Genomic DNA, 20,066 nt, shown 5'->3' on the forward strand with positions numbered 1-20,066 from the left:
ATATGAAATTTTTGAAAATGTTCTTGTTGATTGCCTTGGCTGCGCTGCTGGGCTATTTCTTTTTTGCTGATAAAAATATTGCTTGGGAATCGCTTAAAGCAAAATTTTTGAAGACGACAGATAAAGTCGAAGAAACCGTGAAGCAGCCGATTATACCGGAAGCACAGGAAGATTATTCGCATCAAGATAGAGAGCGACTGGATTCAATCTTGGACGAGGCGAACCACTAATCCAATGGGTATTCGGCTTGTTCGGACATGAAGCCTTCTAGAACGATGCTGTTATCGTTTACTTGCACCACTGGGCTTGGATACATCGGCACTTTGCCATAGCCGCCTGGGATATCGATTACGAAAGTGGGTTGGCATAAGCCAGACAGATGCCCTCTGAGAGACTTTACCAAAGCTTGCGCCTCTGGCAGCGGCACTCTGAAGTGAGCGGTTCCTGGGGCAATGTCGCATTGGTGTAAGTAATAGGGCCTAGCTCTTAATCTGGTGAGATGTCTGAACAAAGCTGTCAGCACAGCCGCATTATCGTTTATGCCTTTTAACAAAACCGTCTGGTTGAGCACTGGCACCCCACCGTCTGCCAGAGCAAGCAGGGCGGTCTCAGTTGCATTTGAAATCTCTTTTGGGTGATTGGTGTGGGAAAGAATATAAATCGGCTGATATCGCTTCAGAATGCTTAGCAGGTTTTCGGTGACGCGCATGGGTGCGAAGGTTAGCATTCGGCTAGCTAGGCGGATGATTTCGACCGAAGGTATTTGCCTAATTTTAGACAGTAGTTTTTCGAGACGATCGTCGTCAAGTAATAGAGCGTCTCCGCCGGAAACGATGACTTCTTTGATTTCTGAGTGAGCGGTTACATAGGCCAAGGCTTGCTCTAGGTGCTCCGTTTTTGGAGTTGGCCCCTGTCCTACCCAACGTTTGCGGGTGCAAAAGCGGCAATAGGAGGCGCACCTGTCGGTAATCAGCAATAAGACCCTGTCTGGATAGCGATGCACCAAATGCGGAACCACTTCATGATCTTCTTCACCTAAGGGGTCGCGCCTGTCGAAGGTGTCTGGCGTGAATTCAGATTGGCGCGGAATGACCTGTAACCTTAACGGATCTTCGGGATCGCTTGGGTCGATCAGTGATAAAAAATGCGGGGTTACTCGAAGCGGCAGACCAGCAGTATTACTGAGCGATGCAATAGCGGCTTTTTCGTCGTTAGAAAGTGGGAAATAAAGCTCGAGATCGGCAATACTTTTAGGGCTCGATCGCAATTGTTCTTGCCAGGTCTTCGTCATAATTTTTTGCTCTATTTAAAAGATTTTGCAGATAATTATCGTCAGGATTTAAAACCAATAAGCCTTCAAAGATGGTGGCAGCTTCTGCTGATTTTCCCTGCAATAATAATCGATAGCCAATCTCAGCCATCTCATAGGCTTCTTCTTTGGAAATGCCAATAAGCTCAGCTATAGACATGCTAAAATTCTCTCATAATCTGTGTGTTCTAAATCTTCAGCCCTGGATTTCGGGTTAATGTTTAGGTTCAGTAAAATGGATTCAATGTTTTCGTATTCTGAAAGTGAGTTGGTTAAAACTTTTCTTCTCATAGAAAAAGCCGCTTTTACTAAATGAACAAACTTGTCCCAGTCGCCTCTGAATGGATTTGCTTTGGGCCTTAGACAGATGACGCTGGATTCAACTTTGGGAGGTGGCCAAAATACTTCAGGAGCTACCACTTCGATAATACTAATGTCGAATCTGGATTGGAGCAGCACGGATAAGAGGCCGTACGTTTTTGAATGGGGGCCAGCCGCAATTCGGTCTGCCACTTCTTTTTGTATGAGGTAAACGGCACCTAAAATTTGATCAAATATTCTGGCGGTCTCAAAAAAAAGTGTACCGCTTAAATGATAGGGCAGATTGCCACTTAGGACGAACGGTTGTGACTCTGGTGAGCTTTCAAAAAAAGTGGTGGCATTGGCTTCATGCAAAATCAATTTGCCAGCGTCAATTTGAGACAGAAAAGTGTTTTGCAAAATAGGAATTAAGTCGCGGTCTCTCTCGATAGCATGGACGATGGCGCCTTTGACCAAAAGGCTTTTGGTTAGCGCGCCGAGACCTGCACCGATTTCGTATACCGGGGTTTCGTTTGAGGTTCGCAGCGAACAAATCGCATCAGCGATACGTGATAACAAACCCTCGTCTTGGAGAAAATTTTGCCCAAAGGACTTTTTGGGCGTGTAACTGCGCATCAGGATTTTCGTCGCCTTTGGGCTCTGTTTTGCTGTGGCTCTGCATTGGCAGCTGGAAGGGCAAGCGCTTCGGCGCCAGGCTCTTTGCCGCGACCTAGTTTTTGGGCAACGGCTTGTTGTTGCTTAGCTTCTTTTTGCATGGCTTCGAGCATGGCCATATCTGCCATCATTTGCTCGCGAGAGGCCAGTTTGATTTCTGCTTTAAAAATTCTTTCTAACACTGCGCTACGCAATTGAGCGCGCATGGTGTTGAAGATCAAGAAGCCTTCTTTTTTATATTCTTGCTTTGGATCTTTTTGCGCATAGCCTCTGAAGTGAATGCCTTCACGCAAATGATCCATGGCTTGAAGATGGTTTTTCCAAAATTGATCGATAATCTGCAAGTAGATTAATCTTTCAACGCGTCTGATTAACTCGACATCGACCTCTTTTTCTTTCTTATTGTACGCAGCGGTTAGCTGGCGATACAAATGATCCATCAATTCATCGCGTTGATGCGGCAGGCTTGCAGGATCGACGTTAACGCCTGTGAGGGCAAAAAGATCGGCGCAGAGTTCGTGCAGTTTCCATTCGTTGACCGGGGTTTTTTCAGGGCAGGCAATGGCTACCAAGTTGACGATGGTTTCCTCGACCAAATCGAATACCAATTTCTTGATATTTTCGTTGCCGAGCACTTGCTTTCTGAGTGAGTAAATCGCACCGCGCTGTTGATTCATGACATCGTCGTATTCAATTAGCTGTTTACGCGAATCAAAATGAAAACCTTCAACGCGCTTTTGCGCATTTTCGATTGATTTGGAAACCCAGGGGTGCTCGATGGGCTCGCCGTCTTTCATGCCCAGCTTTTCCATCACGGTAATCATGCGGTCGGAGCCGAAGATGCGCATTAGATCATCTTGAAGAGATAGGTAGAAACGGCTGGATCCTGGATCACCTTGTCTTCCCGCGCGGCCCCTTAATTGGTTGTCGATTCGTCTAGATTCATGACGTTCGGTACCGATGATTCGAAGGCCGCCCGCTTCGAGAACTTTTTGCTTATCTTCTCTACAAATCTGTTCGGATTTTTCGAGCTCTTTAGCGTAAAGCGCGATGGCTTTTTCTTGGAATTCTTTGCGTGCTTCATCAGGGACAATGAGGTCAGGCTTTCCCGATAAAAAGGCAAATTCGGCGACTTGCTGATCCGACTCAGACAACTGTCTGGCGACGGCACTTCGGGCCATGAACTCAGGATCACCGCCTAAGATAATATCCGTTCCTCGACCGGCCATGTTGGTCGCAATGGTGACGGATTTCAGTCTTCCTGCTTGAGAAATAATACCGGCTTCATCCCGATGCTTTTTGGCGTTGAGCACGTGATGGCCAATGCCTAGTTTGCCAAGGCCCTTAGCTAGGATTTCGGATTTTTCGACGGATACCGTACCGACTAAGACGGGCTGGCCTTTTTCATGGGCAGTTTTGATATCTTCGATAATGACTTCGAATTTTTCACGTTCCGTTTTGTAAACTTGATCCAGCTCGTCAGAGCGCACCATGCTGCGGTTGGTGGGAATGACCAATACGTCTAAGTCGTAAATTTTAGCGAATTCTTCTGCTTCGGTATCGGCCGTTCCGGTCATACCGCTGAGCTTTTTGTACATTCGGAAATAGTTTTGGAAGGTGATGGTCGCCAGTGTGTGGTTTTCCGCTTGAATGCGAACGCTTTCTTTGGCTTCGATGGCTTGATGCAATCCATCTGACCAACGACGACCGTACATAAGACGACCGGTGTGTTCATCCACAATGACCACTTCGCCGCGCTCGATGACGTAGTCGATGTCGCGTTTGAAAATCGAGTGCGCTCTGAGCGCTTGATTAAGATGATGCAGTGTTTCTAAGTTAATTGGATCGTAGAGATTTTCGACTTCGAGCAGCTTTTCAGCTTTTTCGATGCCGGATTCGGTGAGCATGACTGCTCGGCTTTTTTCATCGATGCTGTAATCAACGTCTTTACGAAGCCTCGGGATAACCGAATTTGTTAGCTTGTATTTTTCGCTGCTTTCTTCGGCTGGACCTGAGATAATCAGCGGAGTTCTAGCTTCGTCGATTAGAATAGAATCCACTTCGTCGACGATAGCGAATTGATGGCCGCGTTGCACGTAGTCGTTCAAATCGAACTTCATATTATCGCGCAAATAATCGAAGCCGAATTCGTTATTTTGGCCGTAGGTGATGTCTGCGAGGTATGCTTGTTTTTTTTGTTCGTCTTGTGTTTGCGGGATAACCACGCCGACACTGAGGCCTAAGAATCGATAGATGCGGCCCATCCAGTCAGCATCTCGGGAGGCCAAGTAATCATTGACGGTCACCACGTGAACGCCGCGACCGGTTAGAGCGTTTAATACCGCGGGCAATGTAGCGGTTAAGGTTTTTCCTTCACCGGTACGCATTTCGGAAATATGGCCCATGTGTAGCGCCATACCGCCGAGCAGCTGTACATCAAAGTGACGCATGTTAAGAACGCGCTTGCTGGCTTCACGGACGATGGCGAATACTTCGTTAAGATGAATATCGAGCACGCTGTTGACGTGTTCTTTGCTGTTGTCATCTGCGCAGGCAGCCGTGATTTCGGTTTTGAGACTTTGCAGCCTGCCGACGAGTTTTTCGTCTGAAAGCGTTGAAATTTGAGGTTCCAAGGCATTGATTGCGGCAACTCGGGGTAGGAGTGCTTTGATTTCACGGTCGTTTTTGGTTCCAAAAATTTTGGTCAGAAAGCGCGTCAGCATGGGTCAGAGTGGTACAGAATCTAACTTATATGGTCAAGCAGCCGTTTGTGAGCTATGGCATGGCAGATATGCTTAAGCGCTGCTCTTGGGTGGGTGAGGGTAAGGCTCACTACGAACATTATCATGATACCGAATGGGGCGTACCGGTCCACGAAGACGCTAAGCATTTTGAAATGCTAATTTTGGAAGGCGCTCAAGCTGGCCTCAGTTGGGAGACGATTTTAAAACGGCGCGGGGGATATCGAGCGGTGTTTCATCGGTTCAACCCAGAGAAAGCTGCGCGCATGAGTGATGCTGAACTTGAAGAGGCTCTGCTGAACCCGGGCATTATTAGAAATCGCCTGAAAGTGTTCTCAGTGCGCAAGAACGCCTTGGCGTTTTTGGCTATTCAAAAAGAATTTGGCAGCTTTGATGCTTATGTTTGGGGTTTTGTGAACAATAAAACCATTGTAAATCGCCCAGCCTCCCTGAAAGATATCGCGGTTTCTTCTAAAGAGTCGGATGCTTTGTCCAAGGATCTGAAAAAGCGAGGCATGAGTTTTGTGGGTAGCACTATTATATATGCTTACTTACAGGCGACTGGTTTGGTGGATGACCATCAAAAGCAATGTTGGCGCGCTTAGCGAATATTCGTTGCTGCGTTCGGGTTGTCCCAGAAGGAGAATGCGAATGAAACATCATTTTTTGGGCGCGCTACTTTTGTTGGCATGCAATTTGAGCTTTGCGGAAAGCGTCAGGGATAAATCTATTGCAGCTGCGAAGACTGGAGATGCGGCAATGTTCGAACAATTGATTTCGACTCAGCCTGGCGAAATTGATAAGCATGTTGCCACTTACGCTTGTGAAGAAGGGCATGTCGATATTCTCGAATTAATCGATCTTTATGATCAGAAGATAAACCCTGCTTCCTGCGCACTGGCTGCTACCAGAGGCAATCATGAGAACGCTGTTCACTGGTTATATAAAAAATTTGGCGATAAAATTTTGGGTGTCGGCGGGGATATCTTGGTGAACCGCATGGTTGAAAACACAAATTTGGTATTGCTTAACTGGTTTAATTTACACTTTGGTCTAGAGGACTCTCGTTCTGAAAGCGCGCTTGTCTTGGCTGCAAAGAATGACAAAGGGCCTAACTACGCAGTGTTTCGTTGGTTGCTTGACCATCGCTTCCCTCTGCCGCTGGTCACCGGCGGTGCTAATGCGATCAGAGAAAGCCGGGAACTCATGAACATTTTGAATAGCTACTCAAGCAAGGAGCCTTACCGTAAAGAATTGCCCCGATTCAAAACCGGGCGCTAGTTTGTCATCCCGGCCTTGAGCCGGGATCCAGCGTTGTACATGGGGCTGGGCCCCGGCTCAAGGCCGGGGTGACATCTAATCTCTAAGCCGATTTTAATAGCTTTAACGCATGTCCCCATTGGTTTTTAGCGAAGCCAGGTATGCACCAAAGCATCGCCAAGGGCTCGATGGCTCTGGCCGCTTCGACGGGGCCCATATCTTCGGCGTCCCAGCCCCATTTGAGTAGGATTTCTCGAACATTGTTTTTGCTGAGGGTGCTGTTACCGCAGATGAACATCGTGGGTCTTTGACCACCGAAATCGGGGTGGACCATGTGTTGGTAACCGACGCAGCTGAAGGCTTTCACGAAGTTTGCTTTGGGGCAAATTTTTTGCAAGCGCTCCATTAGGGATTCACCCGGGCCGGTGAAGTAGGGAAGGATGCCGTTTACGGGCTCGCCGGAAATGGGATTGGTGGCATCGATGATGGTTTTGCCTTTGAGCCTTATGGGGCCGCATGATTCGAGTACCTTTTCGGCAGCATGGCCTTTGACAGCTAAAACAATCAATTCGCCAAACTCGGCGGCTTGCTCGAAAGTTCCTGTCTGCGCCGTGGATCCGGCGACGCTTTTCCAGGATTCGAGCTTGCTTGGCTCTCTGGAGCCCCGCATCACTTCATAGCCTTCTTTTAAAAAGCCGTTCGCTAAAACTTCGCCGACCATACCAGAACCCAATATGCCTACTCTAATCATGACGAGGATTAGAGCATTTGAACCGGATCAATGTCAATGGTCATTCGAGCATTTTTGAGCTTCAGCGTTGGTAAATCTTTTAGGATTTCACATCGTAGCGTGTGTGTGGCACTGCGAAGGTAGAGTTGAATGCGCCATTTGTTTCGAAGTCTTTCAATGGGAGCAGGTGCGGGCCCGAGCAGAGAAGACGCTGTAGTTAATTTCGGTTTAAGAAAATCGAAGATTTGAGTGGCGGCAGTTTGTGCTGCGGTTTGGTCTTCAGATTCGACGCGAATCAATGCTGAACGGACATAAGGTGGCTGTTTGCATTCTTTGCGGTGCTCTGCGTCAATCTCTGAAAATCGATTGATGTCGTGCGCTTTAACGCAGGAAAAAACCGGGTTTGCGGGATCGAAAGTTTGAATCAGCACTCGGCCTGGGGTATCCCGCCTGCCGGCTCTGCCTGCAACCTGGGTTAGTAGTTGGAAGGTTCTTTCTGAGGCTCTGAAATCGGGCATCGACAGACCAATATCGGCCAGAATAACCCCTACCAAAGACAGGCCGGGAAAATCGTGACCCTTGGCGCTCATTTGCGTACCGATTAATATGTTTGCTTTGCCACTTCTAACTTCGTTTAAGATTTGGTTCATCTTGGCCGGTGTGTTGGCTGAGTCTCGATCTAAGCGGACGATTCTTGCGTCCGGGAAAAACAGCTGCACTTCTTTTTCGACACGCTCGGTGCCCAGGCCGAGGCATAACAGTGGGCCTTCATGGCAATCAGGGCAGTGCTTAAGTAGTGGCACACGGTAGTCGCATTGGTGGCATTGGAGCAGATTGGTTCGCTGATGGTAGGTGAGAGATACTGAACAATGAGGGCACTGCACCAAATGACCACAGGAATCGCAAACAGCAATCGGTGCATAACCGCGGCGGTTTAAGAAAAGTAAGACCTGCTCGCCCCTATTCAGCGTCTCGGTCATGGCTGTACGCAGAGGACCTGACAGGATGCACATGCTTTGACCATCGGATTGGCTGCGGTCGCCTTTTTGGACCGTGTCATGCAGGGCGCGTGATTTTAAATCGATGATTTCTATGGTGGGCAGTTTGGAGTCAGGGCTTGCTCTATTTTTAAGATACAGATGTGCGAGGCGGCCTCGTTCAGCGCCGACTCTGCTTTCAAGAGAGGGAGTGGCTGAGCCCAGCACAATGCTGGCCCCTTCTTGTTGCGCGCGCCACAGAGCAACGTCCCGGGCATGGTATCTAGGCGTGTCATCTTGTTTGTAGCTTGGGTCGTGCTCTTCATCGACAATGATTAGGCCTAAATTAGGTAGTGGCGCAAACAAAGCAGAGCGCGCGCCAAGGACAATCCGAGGCTCGTCTTTTAATAGGCTCTCAAAGGCATCGCGGCGTTCGGTGTTTTTAAGACCGGAGTGCAACATGATGGGCTCTGCATCCAGTTGGTCAGCGAAACGCTGCTTGAGCTGGGGTGTTAAAGCGATTTCGGGCACGACCAGCAAAACGCTCTTGCCCTGGGCGAGCGCCCACTCGGTGGCATGAATATAAACTTCGGTTTTACCGGAACCGGTGACGCCTTCTAGTAGAAATGCCTTTTTATCTGACGAAATGATTTCTTTCAAAGCGGCGGCTTGTTCAGAGTTTAGTTGGACAGACTTGCTGGTTGAGTCTGCCAGCGCGTAAGCCTTTTTTCTGCGCCGCTTAGGCAGCTTATCCTTCAACATGGTTCGCGGTGTATCCGGCGGTAGGCACAGCCGAATCACTTCCCCAAGCGGTGCCATGTAATACTCGGCCACAAAACGGCAAAGCTCAAGCTGACGCGTGGTCACGCAAGGCTCCGTATCCAGCAAAACCTCAACGCTTTTGAGGCCAGGCGGGGCTTCGCTTCTTTCTGTGCTGGCTTCAGTAACCACCCCAACCACTGGCCGGTTCCTCAAATTAACTTTCACGCGCCGACCCACCAAATCATCCGCCCAAAATGCTTCAGGCAAATGATAGGTCAAACTGTCTGGAACACCAGCAGCTGGCACACTGACTTCAATAAGGGGCATATATATTGAATGCCACGAAACGCCCTTATTGTCATCCCGGCCACCGAGCCGGCATCCAGAAACTTATGATATCCTATGCCCATGGGAAGAATCTTGCTCAGCTACGGCTGCACCGTTGGTCTTGTTATCCTGCTCGATGTTTTGTGGCTCTCTGTGATGATGCCGGTTTTATATAAGCCTCGGATGGCCCACTTGTTGGCTGATCACATGGTTTATGCTGCTGCGCCTGTCTTTTATCTATTATATGCCTTTGGGCTCTACTGGTTTGTGATTAGCCCAAGCCAGGGTGAATCTAATTGGTTGGCTATTTTTGCGACCGGCGCCCTGTTTGGCTTGGTGGCCTACGGGACTTACGATTTGACTAATCAGGTGACCCTAAGGGGCTGGCCGGTGATCATCACAATTATTGATTTGGTCTGGGGCGGTGCAATGGCAGGAATTGTCTGCGTTTTAGCGGTTTTTTTGACGACTAAGATTTTTACTGTTTTTAATTAATCTAAAGATGCGGACAATAGATGGTAACATATTTAGTATGCCTGTGGCTTTCGAAAGAAAAGAAATCTCATCCTCTCCTCGTATGGGACAGGAAGGGCGATCTCCCGACTCGCGTGCTGATATTGAGGAAGGCCAGTTCAAGGATAGTTTTGAACTTATGCCTAGAGAGATGGAGTCCCCGATTGACCCTCGCCTACCTTCTGAGGACATGGATAAGGTGGTCATTGGTAGGTCTGCGAACGCTTTAGGTCTTAATTTGGCTGAATCTGTAGCTGCAGCCGTGCCGCAGAAGCTTAAATCTCAAGTTGCAAATTTCAGGCCTTCATCAGCGCATTTTGCGTACTCGACTCAGCTAGAAAAAGGCAATCAAATAGAGGTTATGTCTCTTACCGAATTGGATAAGACCCGGGGAGAAGAAGGCAAAGACGCTTTTCAGGCGGACCGATTCGTTAGTTGCCTGAACGCCATGCTCCAGGGAGACCCGCTGCCACCAGTTAGGATTGATTTTGACGAAAATGGTAAACCCTGGTTGGCGGATGGCTTTCACCGGGTTTATGCTGCAGCATGCTTGGGTTTTGGCTCAGTTCCAGTTGAGTTTAGTGCTACAAAAGCTGAAGCTGCTGCACAAATTAGGCGCACTGCCGATGAGCAGTATCAGAAATCTCAAGCCGACCGCTTGTCTTTAGCAAGTGCCAGTCCGGTTCAGAAATGGGTGCCTAAAAGTGCACGGCTTCAACGATAACGCTGGCATGCTAGTCTGGATCTCCCTCACGGCACAAGCAGCAGGCACGCTGACTTCAATGAATGCCACGAAACGCCTTCATTGTCATCCCGGCCTAGAGAGTTGTATACTTGTCAAAACTGACGCGACCCTTTATACCTGACCTTATATCTTTACTTGGATGTGCTTTGAGGTAACAGGAACCCGTGATAAATGCTGTAAATTCGATTATTTTAGTCATGCTGTGCTTTGCGGTACCTATTTATGCCGATGGTATTTTATTGCCGCCTGTTGGGTACAGTGATTTCAAAACAATTCGAGAAAATAAGTTCTATTATACTGACAAAAGCCTATTGATTAAGGAAATCGTTCAAAGCAATGCGCAAGCAATTCTGGTGACTAGGCCGAGGCGCTGGGGGAAGACCCTTAACTTAAGTATGCTCAGTTATTTTTTAAATAGGGTGGTAGACACCAACGGCGACGAATTTCCCGATGATGAGCAGAAAAACTCGCACCGCAGTCTGTTTAAGGGTCTCAAAATTGAGGGTGAAGCGGGTAGCGATGCAAACAAGACATTTGTTGAGCAGCATCAAGGAAAATATCCCGTCATATTTATGTCGTTTAAAGATGCGGGTGGGGCCGATATTAATGAGAAAAAACGCCGGTTAGGCGCTGAAATTTATAAGGCCTATAGAGAACACGCTTATTTAAAGAATAGTAAGATGCTTACGGAAGAAACCCGGAAGGAATTTTCGGGAACTTTGGAAGATCTTTATGAGTTTTCACAACAGAAGTCGGATCGTGACTTTGTGCTGTTCAGTTCCCTAAATTCCTTGACCGAGTATTTGTACCGGCATCACGGAGAGAAAGTTTTTATCTTAATCGATGAATATGACACTCCTTTGAACGATGTTTTAGGCGAGCCTGGATTTAAAGACTCTCTGGTGTTATTGCGAAAAATTCTGAGCCCAGTGCTCAAAGATAATTCCTACCTTCAAAAAGCGGTAGTAACAGGTATTTTGCGGGTGGCGAAAGCCAACATATTTTCGGGACTGAATAATTTTGTTGAAGACAGCCTTTTAACTAGCTCTTTATCGCGATTTTATGGCTTTACAGAAGAAGAAGTTAAAGAACTTTTGGACTTGACCAGGCCAAAGGGTGATGGTGCCCCAGTTGATGCTGCTGAGGAACTCAAACAGGTTAAAAATTGGTACAACGGCTATTCAATTGGTGGACAAACGATTTACAATCCCTGGTCTGTCAGTCGGTATGTTTCTTCTCGGCATTTCGATAATTATTGGTTGGATACGAGTTCCGATAGAACAGGCCTAGTCGGCAGGTTGATAATTGATGATAAGTTGCAAGAAGATCTCGGCAGCTTGCGTGACCGAGAATCAATTAGAAAACCAATTACGCAAGATATTACTGCAGATGACCTGAATGATCGCAGCAATTCTAATGTTGTCTGGCCCCTACTGTTTTATACAGGTTATCTCACTCTGGCTGAAAATCGAACGGGGGGAGCTTATAAACTAAAGATTCCGAATCGAGAAGTTGCTCAGAAATTCAAGGAAGGTTATTATCAATGGATCGAGAAAGACGCCTCTGGTTTACATGGTAGAGACGTTAGATACATTAATTGGATGGTGGACGCGATTGTCAAAAATGATGTAGGCCAGCTTGGAATCGTGCTTGGTAAGCCCTCGGTAGAGATTAAAGATGGTTGGGCGTATACTCCGTTACACCTTGCTGCTCTTATGGGCGACCATGAAATTCTTAGGCGGATAAGCGAGAAGTATCCCCATTGGGTTGACCTAAAGACCAATGAAGGCCTGAATATTGCCGATTTTGCCCTCTTGGGGAGACAAACGCTGCCCGAAGGCTTCAAGCAGCAAAATACCGTGCAAGAACCTGACCAATTGTATAGTGGTTCTTGCGTCGTGTCCCAACATCCTTCTTTCATGTTTATCGTGCTTGTAACCGTTAAATTTAGCTGTGACTTTTTGATGAAATTATGGAGGTCTGCGGATATGCCTGGTGGGAATTTAATCCGTCCGGGTAGCTACCCTGGTCAGCTCGTATCATCTACATTGGGAGTTGTGGGCGCAGTTATAACCGGTTTTTTTAAGGAGTCGACTGGGCATTATTGTAAAGAACACAGTGAATATTCAGACATCCACTCTAAAAGCTCATTTACTACATTGAGACAGTTTCTCATCTTTGCATCTAAAGACGCCAATTCGTATGTGACAGTTGGGAGCTGCAGCGAGGGTGATGCCACGATTGCTTCTTTGTCAAAACCTCCACTCGCCATCAAACAACTCCCTCGGCACAATCACAACTTTGCGTTATGTCTGCAGCGCTAAGTTTTTCTGGTGCGCTTGGCACCGTTCTAATTGGAAACATGTCTTTCATATTTAAAGTATATCAAATTAACATCCCAAAATTCGGTAGCCCGTTGACTTTTATGGCTTAATAGCCCAAAAACAGCCTGCACCGGTCCTCTGGGAAGTGATCCGTATGACCGAAGGAGTTCGTAAATGACATTAGGATTGATGGCCAAAAAACTTGGCATGACACAAATTTTTATGGAAGACGGCGTTCGCGTCGCAGTGACTGTTTTGAAGCTTGAACCCAATGTGGTCGTTTCAAAGCGTCTTCAAGAAAAAGACGGTTACACCGCACTTCAATTAGGGATGGGCGCGATTCGCGAAAAGTTGCTTACCAAAGCAGACCGCGGTCATTTTGCTAAATCCGGTGTTGAAAACAAAAGACATTTGCGTGAGTTCCGCGTGGATCAAGCAAAGCTTGATGCTTACGAAATCGGCGCAGCGATCGGCCTTGAGTTTTTTGAAGGTTCGCAATCAGTGGATGTGACTTCCGTGAGCAAAGGTAAAGGCTTTGCTGGTGTGATGAAGCGCCATAATTTCTCTGGTTTTCCGGCGACTCACGGTACCCACGAATTCTTCCGTCACGGCGGTTCGATCGGTATGCGTTCGCAGCCTGGTAAAGTTTTGAAGGGTAAGCGCATGGCTGGCCACATGGGTGATGAAACCGTTGTGGTGAACAATTTGCGTCTGATTCGCACGATGCCTGAAGAAAACCTGATACTCTTGAGAGGCGCTGTGCCAGGCGGTAAAAACGCTTTGGTTGAAATCTATCCTTCAACCCGCAGACCGAAGGGTCTTGCTGGTGTCGGTGGTCATGCGGTTGAAGAAGCCAGCAAGAACCCGATGAAGGCATCAAAGGCAGCTGGTAAAGGCAAGCCTGCGGCGAAGAAAAAATAGGGAGTAGCTGATGTCTGAAGCTTTGGATCTGTTGACGGTAAATTGGGAAGAAGAAGGCGAACTTAAGGTCAAAGAACTCAAGAAACATGTCTTGAGCAAAGGGGCCTGGGCGACTTTGATGTTTCTCTACCAAGAGATGGATCCAAAGACGAAAGAATACAAAGAGCCGAAAATCAGCATTCGGCGTTACAAAAAGCGGGCTGAACAATACATCCCGCAATCCAAATTTAACATTTCATCTGAGGCGCAGGGCAAGGAAATTGCCCGCATTATTCACGAATGGTATCCGTCTCAAACCTAAGCAAAAGTTACGGACCTAGAGTCTTATTTGATAACGTTTCTTTTCATCTAAATCCGGGCGACAGAGTCGGTTTGGTCGGAGCCAATGGCTCAGGCAAATCGACCTTGATGCGTGTTTTAACGGGCGAGGAAGAGCAAAGCTCTGGCACCATCGCTCTGCCAAGAAACAGCCGTGTTGGCTTTTTAAAACAAGATCAATTTTTAAACGATAATGTACCGATCATCGATTGCGTGATGATGGGCCATGGTGCTTTGTATGAAGCGCTCAAACGACACGATCCGGATTTGCCGGGCGAAGCCTACAGTTTGGAATCCAAATCGGCTGCGATTTTAGAGGGCCTGGGTATTCCGGGCGCTGTACACGATCAGCCTCTATCAACTCTGTCAGGCGGGTTTAAATTACGCGTTTTGCTGGCTCAAGTGCTGGCTTCGAATCCTGAAACATTGCTACTCGATGAGCCTACCAATCACTTGGATATCTTGACCATTCGATGGCTTGAGAAATTCTTGCTCGATTACGATGGCGCCGTGCTGGTGATTTCTCACGATCGGCGCTTTTTGGATCGCGTCTGCACCAAAGTGATTGATATCGATTACGGCACAGCGACGATTTACACCGGTAACTACACGGCGTTCGAAGCTTCGAAGCAGCTCATTGCACTGCAAAAACAGTCAGAGATAACCAAGATTCAAGGCGAGATAGCTCACAAGCAAGCTTTCGTTGACCGCTTTAAGGCCACAGCCTCCAAAGCAAGACAAGCGCAAAGCCGCATGAAGCAGATCGAAAAGATCGAGATCCCTGATTGGGTCGAGAGCTCTCGCGAGGCGCCTAAGTTTCAGTTTCTGCAAAAAAGACCCAGCGGCCGTGAAGTTTTGAAGATGGAAGGCCTGGGCAAGGCCTTTGGGGAAAAGAAAGTTTTGCACAATGTTACTGCTGACTTTAGACGCAGCGACCGCATTGGCATTATCGGCCCCAACGGTGTGGGTAAGTCTACTCTTTTGAAAATTCTCATGTCGGAGCTTCAGCCAGATACTGGCTTTTTCACTTGGGGTCATGAAGTTCAGGTTGGCTATTTTGCTCAAGATCACGATTCGGCTTTGAAGAAAAGCAATGAAACCGCTGAAAGTTGGTTGTGGCAGTTTTGCCCATCGCAGCCTTTGGGTTTTGTCAAAAGTTACCTGGGCCGGGTTTTGTTCTCCGGCGATGACGCTAAAAAGCCACTAAAATCTCTGTCTGGTGGCGAGCTAGCTCGGCTTGATTTAGCTAAGCACATGATTCAGCAGCCGAACGTGCTGATCTTAGATGAGCCGACCAACCATTTAGACATTGAAACCATTGAAGGCTTGGTGGCTGCGCTGAAGCAATATGAGGGCACGTTATTATTTGTGTCTCATGATCGCTGGTTTGTTTCCGAGCTAGCAACGCGTATTTTTGAGATCACCCCGAAGGGCGTACAAAACTTCCTGGGCACCTTCGAAGAGTACCTTGACCGCTGCGGCGATGACCATTTGGACGCCAAGCCAGTAATCAAGGCCCGCAAAGACAAATCCGATCGTGCGCCTAAACCTAGCGGCGATCGCAAAAAAATCGAGGCACAGCTGGCGAAAATAGCGCTTCAAATCGAAGAGTTGGAAAAGAAGCAAAAAGAAATCGAAGCGTGCTTTTGTGTGCCCGGCTATTTTGAAAAAACACCCATGGCTGAACAAAGAGCGCTGCAAGATGCTCAAAAACAGGTTGCAACTCAACTTGAGGAACATTACGCCGTTTGGGAGCAGCTAGAACGCTAGCAATCGTTGAAGAGGCTCTCCTCCCATTAAATCTGGGTCTGCGCAGAGATCCCACTCGTCTTCTGTGCCTTTGTGCTGGCCGGAGTGCGCATCGGTTTCATTTTCTTTGGGTGTGGCCGCTTGATTTGCTTCATTCTCTAGTTCTTGGATTGCCGCATCGAGTAAACTTGTAGGTCGGTTCGCGTGTCTTTCTAAGGCCAAATTCCTGTACAGTCGCTCTAAAAGCGCTAAACGCTCCTCTCTTCGACCCGTAAGCGATGGTGAGCTAACGAGCATCGAAATAAAAAATACAGATACCGAACCGGCTGGAGTCATTGTGGTCCACATGTATCCCCGGCTGCATACGGAAGTTCGCGAGGGCTAAGTGGCGGAAGCATGCTCTCTAATTCTAATATTTCATTCCGTAAGGCTTCGATATCTAATACAAGTTTATTTTTTTTAATTTGTTCGGCGGGGGAAAGGTTGGCGCCAAGGTAGCCATTAAGGGAAGCTTCCATTCCTTCCAACTGAGCCCGCATTGCTTGCAGACTTTTTTGGTCGCTGTTGGTTTCGTTGCCTGCGGCAATAAAGGCTGAAAATAGTAAGGTGCCTGCTAATAGAAATATTTTCGTCATTAATCGGCAATAGCACTGGGTGGTTCGGTGTCAACGGCTGAAAGGAGTGGTGGCGGTGAGATACCTGGTATGGGTCGGTAGGTCAGAATTCCGGTGGCCAGTAAAACATACCAGATTGCTAGCCTGGTAGGGCATCCATCTTCGGCAAATATTTGATTGTGATATTCTTCTTTCTCTGTTGCGTCTTCTTCGATAAGTTTTTGATATGTGGCCCATTGGTCTTCGGTGAGAGCACCGCGGGCGTGCTTTTGATTTAGCTGATTCAGTCTGATTTGGCTAAATTCTTTTTTTCTAAGCTTGCTTTCCGTGAGCTGGTCTCTTTCAGCTGCCTCCTCAGGCGTTAACGTGATTTGATTCCTAACCGCCTCGAGCTCCTTTAGTCGTGTGCTCACACGGGTCTTGGGCGCATGCGCCGCTAGAAGATCCAATATGAGCGAAATATTGAAGGTGGACGTAGCTAAATTTTTAGATTTTCCTCTTTGAAGCGAATCGACATAGGCTTGATGCGCTCGCTCATGCGCTTCCTGTGCTGCTTGATAAACTTTATCAATGATCGTTTGGGAGTTGTAATAACTGTTAAAAAGCACCGATACAGCCCAGGGGCCTTGAACGGGAGGTGCCAAGTGATCGAGGTAGTTTTCAGCTGAGTCGACGATGCCCAGTTCCACGCCAAGGGCTTGCATGTAACCGTTATACACGTGGACGTCGGTATAGTGGAACCCGTTGCCCCGCTCGTCATACACGATGGATTTTGGCATTAAGCTGGTGAATAATTGCGAGCGTAGATGGTGTAGTACTTTGATGAGTTCTGTATTGGCCGACTGTGGTTGATTGGGTACGAGAAGATTGAGGGCTAGACTGCTGTTATTGAGACGTCTGGTGCCGCAGAATTGATAGCCTTCTACCAGCAATCCAAGGGCGGCTCTTTTTAGATCAGTATCTTGGGCTTCATTGATTAATTGTGTTCGTAAGAGCCGCAACGTGTTTTCGAGGCGGTTATAGAAACTTTCGAATTCAGGTGTGCCCTGCGGCGGCGTGCCGATAACGGGTTGTCGTTGCTCAACACTGTCCAAAAAGGCGCTGATCGTTCCTATTATCTCGGCGCCAGTGAATGGCTCGAAACGTACATCTGGAAGTGGAAAAGTCTCATCTGGATTTGGAAATGCCGCCCTACAGATGGCATCAAATTGCTGCCTTACCTCGGCAAGGGGGGTGTCAAATCGTTCCACGGGTTCTGCGGCAGAGGGTGGTACCCGGAAAGCAAGGTCGAGGCTGATGGGAGAGATTAGCCTTTCAGGCGGATAAGACATATTTTGCAAATCAATCTTGGACAAAAAAATAGGTGTCATCCATCTCGCTTTTGGGGCTTCACTTAAGGCTAAGTATAAAAGATACGAAAAACCGAAATCGTTCTGATTCGTATTTTCGATGTGGCTTCTCAATAGTAATAATTTCTGAAAGTCGCTTTCAAACACTCCCCTGATTAACGGCAATTGAGTTGTTGTGCCAGTAATGGTGAGGGATAGATGAATATTAATCGCATAGTGGTTGTCCAAAAGAGCTTTGGTGATTTCAGCGTTAGCCGTAATTAGCGCCAGACCTATTAGTGTTTCATTAAGTGTTATGCGGTGTTCTATTAGTAGTTTTAAGATGAGGTGCGTATTTGCATTGTAATTAGCCAAAGCAAATTCTGCCATGCTTCGCCCTGCGTATTGAGGGTCGTTATCCGGAAATCTGATATTTGGATCCGCACCTCTTTTGATCAATTGGGCGAGCCATTCGCAATGTCCTTCTCTTAACAGATGTAGGGTAAGAGGCCAGCCCTCGTACCCTTGTGTTTGAGGGGGACAAGTAAGATCGAGCCTGACCGTCTCTAGTAGGTAATCTACTACCTCTTTTTTCTGATTTTTTATGCACTCCATTAAGACGGCTTTATTTGGGTTTTCTGCGTCCATATTGATGCCAACGCCGTAGAGTCGTTCTATTGAGTGCAAATCGCCTCTGATTGCAGCGTACTCCGCCATGTTTAGGCCAGCATAGGGATGTTTTGGTGGCAGCACGGTGTCGCTTTCGAGCATTAAATCTTCAGAAAATAGAGGAATCACCCAATCGACGCCTCCTTCAAATGCTGCCCAATCTATTAAACGAAGGCCTTGATAGCTTTCAAAGCTTTCGGGGAATTGGGTAGTGAGATCTGCGCCGCTCTCAGCCAATAGACGGACCATGTGCCCTTCGTTATGCCAGGCGTAATATTGGGCCAGCGTCCAGCCTGGATAAGTCTCGTGATCGATTGGAAATGTGCTATCGGGCCGACCGCCTTTTTGCAGAAAAATGCGGACAAGGTCATCTAGACTTTTTTCAGCCAGAAATGATAAATAATTTTGTCCGTCAGGAAGAACACCGTTTGCTTCGTTGGTAGCATCCAGCAACCTCGGGATAATGTCGATGTCGAGATCGGCAATTTCGACCGCATTGCTCATTGCGAGCTGCATGAGCGACTGTCCCGCAAGTTGTACTTTCGCGTCTGCCCCATAGTGTAAAAAATAATTCACGGTTTCCCACTCATGCTTAAGAGCGAGGTAAAGCACGATTGGCAGTTCTGGGTAACTAGGATGTGTAGAGGGCAACTGTGCATTGGGATTGACGTCTTCGATAAGCAGCTCGGCTGTGGCAGCCAGCATGCTTTGTCCAGAATCATCTTCTGATTTGTCTGCAAGAAATTGAAGCAGGGTCCAGCCAGCAAAGGGAGAGGGCGGAGATATCGGCTCTATGGGATTAAAATAAGCCCCACGGCTGACAAGGTGCTCGAGAACAGTAAATTTTGACTGCGTAAACGCATATTGGGCCAATGTTAGGCCGCCATATTCTTCATCATTTTCCGGAAGGCACAAGTTCGGGTCTTCATCTACGGCAAGAAGTGAAAAAGCGGCGATCCGGGCGTGTTTTATTAACTCGCGAAGAGATGCGTTGATATTTGTATGTTTGTGTGTGACGCCTAATTTTTGATTGAAATCCAGTAAGACTTTGTAAATTTCGAAGACAACCCTGTGAGGCAGGTGGCTTAGAGCCGAATCATTGAACGCTGCGGTGATATGTTTTATCTCGTCGTCCAACTTCGAGTAGGGGGTTGTTTCCAGGTGCTTCTTAAGCTCGATAGGATTGATAAATATGGATCGGGTGCTTTCTGCTGCGGTTTGCCTTACCTCTAAAGCTTGCTGAGTTCGCAGAAGGATGTCTTTTAGTGTTTTGAGCGAAGCTTGCTGCTTTTTGGCTCTGAGCCGCTGGACCCATTGGGTTCGTTGTTGATAATCCTCTGTCAATGAACGATGCAGGTTGGTCAAGGCTCGGTGCGTATGCTCTAGCGATGAGCGGGTTAGGTTATGCACAACCGCGTGATCTAGTTGGCTTGAAAGTCTCTCCAGCGCTAAGGGCAAGTCTTTAAATCGGATACTCGCTAAGCCTTCAACTAATTCCACCGGATTGACCGAGTGATGCACGGTAAGATCCAACTCTTCCCATTGTGTGCGGGGGGCAGCATTCGGAGACTCAGCTTGCGGCGGAGGATTGAGGGCGCCGATACGATCCATGAATTTCAATATACCTGAAATATTTTTTAAGGTATCTGAATAGGGTGATTTATACTGCTTTTAACGTTTTCTTCGGGCATTCTCGCGCGTGCTTTTGGATATCGAGCTGTTGAAAGAAGTAATCGAGAGCGACCCCCGTCCTTGGCGGGAAGATGACATTCGAATCGAGCGGCTTAGAGCTTTATTCGGCCGG

18 protein-coding genes are annotated in these 20,066 nt (G+C 47.6%); 9 read left to right on the forward strand and 9 right to left on the reverse strand.

From position 1 onward, the window contains the following. The first annotated feature begins 2 nt into the window (after window positions 1-2). Window positions 3-230 (forward strand): hypothetical protein, encoded by a 228-nt coding sequence (locus V4534_06560; protein MES2504523.1) that lies wholly within the window; start codon window positions 3-5, stop codon window positions 228-230. On the opposite strand, the gene V4534_06565 is transcribed toward V4534_06560, so the two are convergent. Genes V4534_06565 through secA form a run of 4 tightly spaced genes read right to left on the reverse strand, consistent with a single transcriptional unit; the run spans window position 227 to window position 5,007 of the window. Continuing rightward, window positions 227-1,291 (reverse strand): KamA family radical SAM protein, encoded by a 1,065-nt coding sequence (locus V4534_06565; protein MES2504524.1) that lies wholly within the window; start codon window positions 1,289-1,291, stop codon window positions 227-229. The genes V4534_06560 and V4534_06565 overlap by 4 nt on opposite strands. Then, complete coding sequence (locus V4534_06570) at window positions 1,251-1,469, reverse strand: hypothetical protein (GenBank protein ID MES2504525.1); 219 nt, start codon at window positions 1,467-1,469, stop codon at window positions 1,251-1,253. The genes V4534_06565 and V4534_06570 overlap by 41 nt, the downstream gene beginning before the upstream one ends. Next, window positions 1,460-2,245 (reverse strand): 16S rRNA (adenine(1518)-N(6)/adenine(1519)-N(6))-dimethyltransferase RsmA, encoded by a 786-nt coding sequence (gene rsmA, locus V4534_06575; GenBank protein MES2504526.1) that lies wholly within the window; start codon window positions 2,243-2,245, stop codon window positions 1,460-1,462. Before rsmA ends, V4534_06570 begins: the two co-directional genes overlap by 10 nt. After that, complete coding sequence (gene secA / locus V4534_06580; protein MES2504527.1) at window positions 2,245-5,007, reverse strand: preprotein translocase subunit SecA; 2,763 nt, start codon at window positions 5,005-5,007, stop codon at window positions 2,245-2,247. Before secA ends, rsmA begins: the two co-directional genes overlap by 1 nt. Before the next feature lie 29 nt (window positions 5,008-5,036). On the opposite strand from secA, the gene V4534_06585 reads away from it, so the two are divergent. Together V4534_06585 and V4534_06590 are read left to right on the forward strand one after the other, a co-directional pair. Beyond that, window positions 5,037-5,630 carry a DNA-3-methyladenine glycosylase I gene (locus V4534_06585; GenBank protein ID MES2504528.1) on the forward strand — a complete coding sequence of 198 codons (594 nt, stop codon included), beginning with the start codon at window positions 5,037-5,039 and terminating at the stop codon, window positions 5,628-5,630. 46 nt (window positions 5,631-5,676) lie between these two features. After that, entirely contained in the window at window positions 5,677-6,306 is a 630-nt protein-coding gene (locus V4534_06590; protein ID MES2504529.1) for a hypothetical protein, read from the forward strand. Window positions 6,307-6,388: 82 nt separating this feature from the next. Here V4534_06590 and V4534_06595 read toward each other — a convergent pair whose 3' ends face one another. Both V4534_06595 and priA read right to left on the reverse strand, forming a co-directional pair. Continuing rightward, a complete protein-coding gene (locus V4534_06595) occupies window positions 6,389-7,036 on the reverse strand; it encodes an NAD(P)-binding domain-containing protein (GenBank protein ID MES2504530.1) in 648 nt (215 codons plus the stop codon). Between the two features lie 8 nt (window positions 7,037-7,044). Next, window positions 7,045-9,081 (reverse strand): primosomal protein N', encoded by a 2,037-nt coding sequence (gene priA / locus V4534_06600; GenBank protein MES2504531.1) that lies wholly within the window; start codon window positions 9,079-9,081, stop codon window positions 7,045-7,047. Window positions 9,082-9,162: 81 nt separating this feature from the next. Between priA and V4534_06605 the strand changes: the two genes are divergently transcribed. The 6 genes from V4534_06605 to V4534_06630 all read left to right on the forward strand — a co-directional run bounded on the left by V4534_06605 (window position 9,163) and on the right by V4534_06630 (window position 15,672). Then, a complete protein-coding gene (locus tag V4534_06605; protein MES2504532.1) occupies window positions 9,163-9,576 on the forward strand; it encodes a DUF2177 family protein in 414 nt (137 codons plus the stop codon). A gap of 157 nt (window positions 9,577-9,733) precedes the next feature. Further along, window positions 9,734-10,318 carry a hypothetical protein gene (locus V4534_06610; protein ID MES2504533.1) on the forward strand — a complete coding sequence of 195 codons (585 nt, stop codon included), beginning with the start codon at window positions 9,734-9,736 and terminating at the stop codon, window positions 10,316-10,318. A 185-nt stretch (window positions 10,319-10,503) separates the two neighbouring features. Further along, a complete protein-coding gene (locus V4534_06615; GenBank protein MES2504534.1) occupies window positions 10,504-12,663 on the forward strand; it encodes an AAA family ATPase in 2,160 nt (719 codons plus the stop codon). A gap of 174 nt (window positions 12,664-12,837) precedes the next feature. After that, complete coding sequence (gene rplC, locus V4534_06620) at window positions 12,838-13,584, forward strand: 50S ribosomal protein L3 (protein ID MES2504535.1); 747 nt, start codon at window positions 12,838-12,840, stop codon at window positions 13,582-13,584. A gap of 10 nt (window positions 13,585-13,594) precedes the next feature. Further along, window positions 13,595-13,885 carry a hypothetical protein gene (locus tag V4534_06625; protein ID MES2504536.1) on the forward strand — a complete coding sequence of 97 codons (291 nt, stop codon included), beginning with the start codon at window positions 13,595-13,597 and terminating at the stop codon, window positions 13,883-13,885. Next, window positions 13,864-15,672, forward strand: a complete 1,809-nt coding sequence (locus V4534_06630; GenBank protein MES2504537.1) for an ABC-F family ATP-binding cassette domain-containing protein — start codon at window positions 13,864-13,866, stop codon at window positions 15,670-15,672. Before V4534_06625 ends, V4534_06630 begins: the two co-directional genes overlap by 22 nt. On the opposite strand, the gene V4534_06635 is transcribed toward V4534_06630, so the two are convergent. From V4534_06635 to V4534_06645, 3 genes are read right to left on the reverse strand one after another with little or no spacing between them, the layout of a single operon-like run. Then, window positions 15,661-15,987 carry a hypothetical protein gene (locus V4534_06635; GenBank protein MES2504538.1) on the reverse strand — a complete coding sequence of 109 codons (327 nt, stop codon included), beginning with the start codon at window positions 15,985-15,987 and terminating at the stop codon, window positions 15,661-15,663. The genes V4534_06630 and V4534_06635 overlap by 12 nt on opposite strands. Continuing rightward, on the reverse strand, window positions 15,984-16,286 hold the full coding sequence (locus tag V4534_06640) for a hypothetical protein (protein ID MES2504539.1): 303 nt from the start codon (window positions 16,284-16,286) through the stop codon (window positions 15,984-15,986). The genes V4534_06635 and V4534_06640 overlap by 4 nt, the downstream gene beginning before the upstream one ends. Further along, on the reverse strand, window positions 16,286-19,873 hold the full coding sequence (locus V4534_06645) for an ankyrin repeat domain-containing protein (GenBank protein ID MES2504540.1): 3,588 nt from the start codon (window positions 19,871-19,873) through the stop codon (window positions 16,286-16,288). Before V4534_06645 ends, V4534_06640 begins: the two co-directional genes overlap by 1 nt. Window positions 19,874-20,066 lie beyond the last annotated feature (193 nt).

The sequence above is a fragment of the Myxococcota bacterium genome (assembly GCA_040387835.1).
In the GTDB taxonomy this organism is placed as follows: Bacteria; Myxococcota; UBA727; order UBA727; family JABDBI01; genus JAZKCZ01.

What these genes read in the sequence shown, in the direction of transcription:
- V4534_06560 (MES2504523.1), top strand. Translation starts at nt 3, where the DNA reads ATGAAATTTTTGAAAATGTTCTTGTTGATTGCCTTGGCTGCGCTGCTG.
- V4534_06565 (MES2504524.1), bottom strand. Translation starts at nt 1,291, where the DNA reads ATGACGAAGACCTGGCAAGAACAATTGCGATCGAGCCCTAAAAGTATT.
- V4534_06570 (MES2504525.1), bottom strand. Translation starts at nt 1,469, where the DNA reads ATGTCTATAGCTGAGCTTATTGGCATTTCCAAAGAAGAAGCCTATGAG.
- rsmA (MES2504526.1), bottom strand. Translation starts at nt 2,245, where the DNA reads ATGCGCAGTTACACGCCCAAAAAGTCCTTTGGGCAAAATTTTCTCCAA.
- secA (MES2504527.1), bottom strand. Translation starts at nt 5,007, where the DNA reads ATGCTGACGCGCTTTCTGACCAAAATTTTTGGAACCAAAAACGACCGT.
- V4534_06585 (MES2504528.1), top strand. Translation starts at nt 5,037, where the DNA reads ATGGTCAAGCAGCCGTTTGTGAGCTATGGCATGGCAGATATGCTTAAG.
- V4534_06590 (MES2504529.1), top strand. Translation starts at nt 5,677, where the DNA reads ATGAAACATCATTTTTTGGGCGCGCTACTTTTGTTGGCATGCAATTTG.
- V4534_06595 (MES2504530.1), bottom strand. Translation starts at nt 7,036, where the DNA reads ATGATTAGAGTAGGCATATTGGGTTCTGGTATGGTCGGCGAAGTTTTA.
- priA (MES2504531.1), bottom strand. Translation starts at nt 9,081, where the DNA reads ATGCCCCTTATTGAAGTCAGTGTGCCAGCTGCTGGTGTTCCAGACAGT.
- V4534_06605 (MES2504532.1), top strand. Translation starts at nt 9,163, where the DNA reads ATGGGAAGAATCTTGCTCAGCTACGGCTGCACCGTTGGTCTTGTTATC.
- V4534_06610 (MES2504533.1), top strand. Translation starts at nt 9,734, where the DNA reads ATGCCTAGAGAGATGGAGTCCCCGATTGACCCTCGCCTACCTTCTGAG.
- rplC (MES2504535.1), top strand. Translation starts at nt 12,838, where the DNA reads ATGACATTAGGATTGATGGCCAAAAAACTTGGCATGACACAAATTTTT.
- V4534_06625 (MES2504536.1), top strand. Translation starts at nt 13,595, where the DNA reads ATGTCTGAAGCTTTGGATCTGTTGACGGTAAATTGGGAAGAAGAAGGC.
- V4534_06630 (MES2504537.1), top strand. Translation starts at nt 13,864, where the DNA reads ATGGTATCCGTCTCAAACCTAAGCAAAAGTTACGGACCTAGAGTCTTA.
- V4534_06635 (MES2504538.1), bottom strand. Translation starts at nt 15,987, where the DNA reads ATGACTCCAGCCGGTTCGGTATCTGTATTTTTTATTTCGATGCTCGTT.
- V4534_06640 (MES2504539.1), bottom strand. Translation starts at nt 16,286, where the DNA reads ATGACGAAAATATTTCTATTAGCAGGCACCTTACTATTTTCAGCCTTT.
- V4534_06645 (MES2504540.1), bottom strand. Translation starts at nt 19,873, where the DNA reads ATGGATCGTATCGGCGCCCTCAATCCTCCGCCGCAAGCTGAGTCTCCG.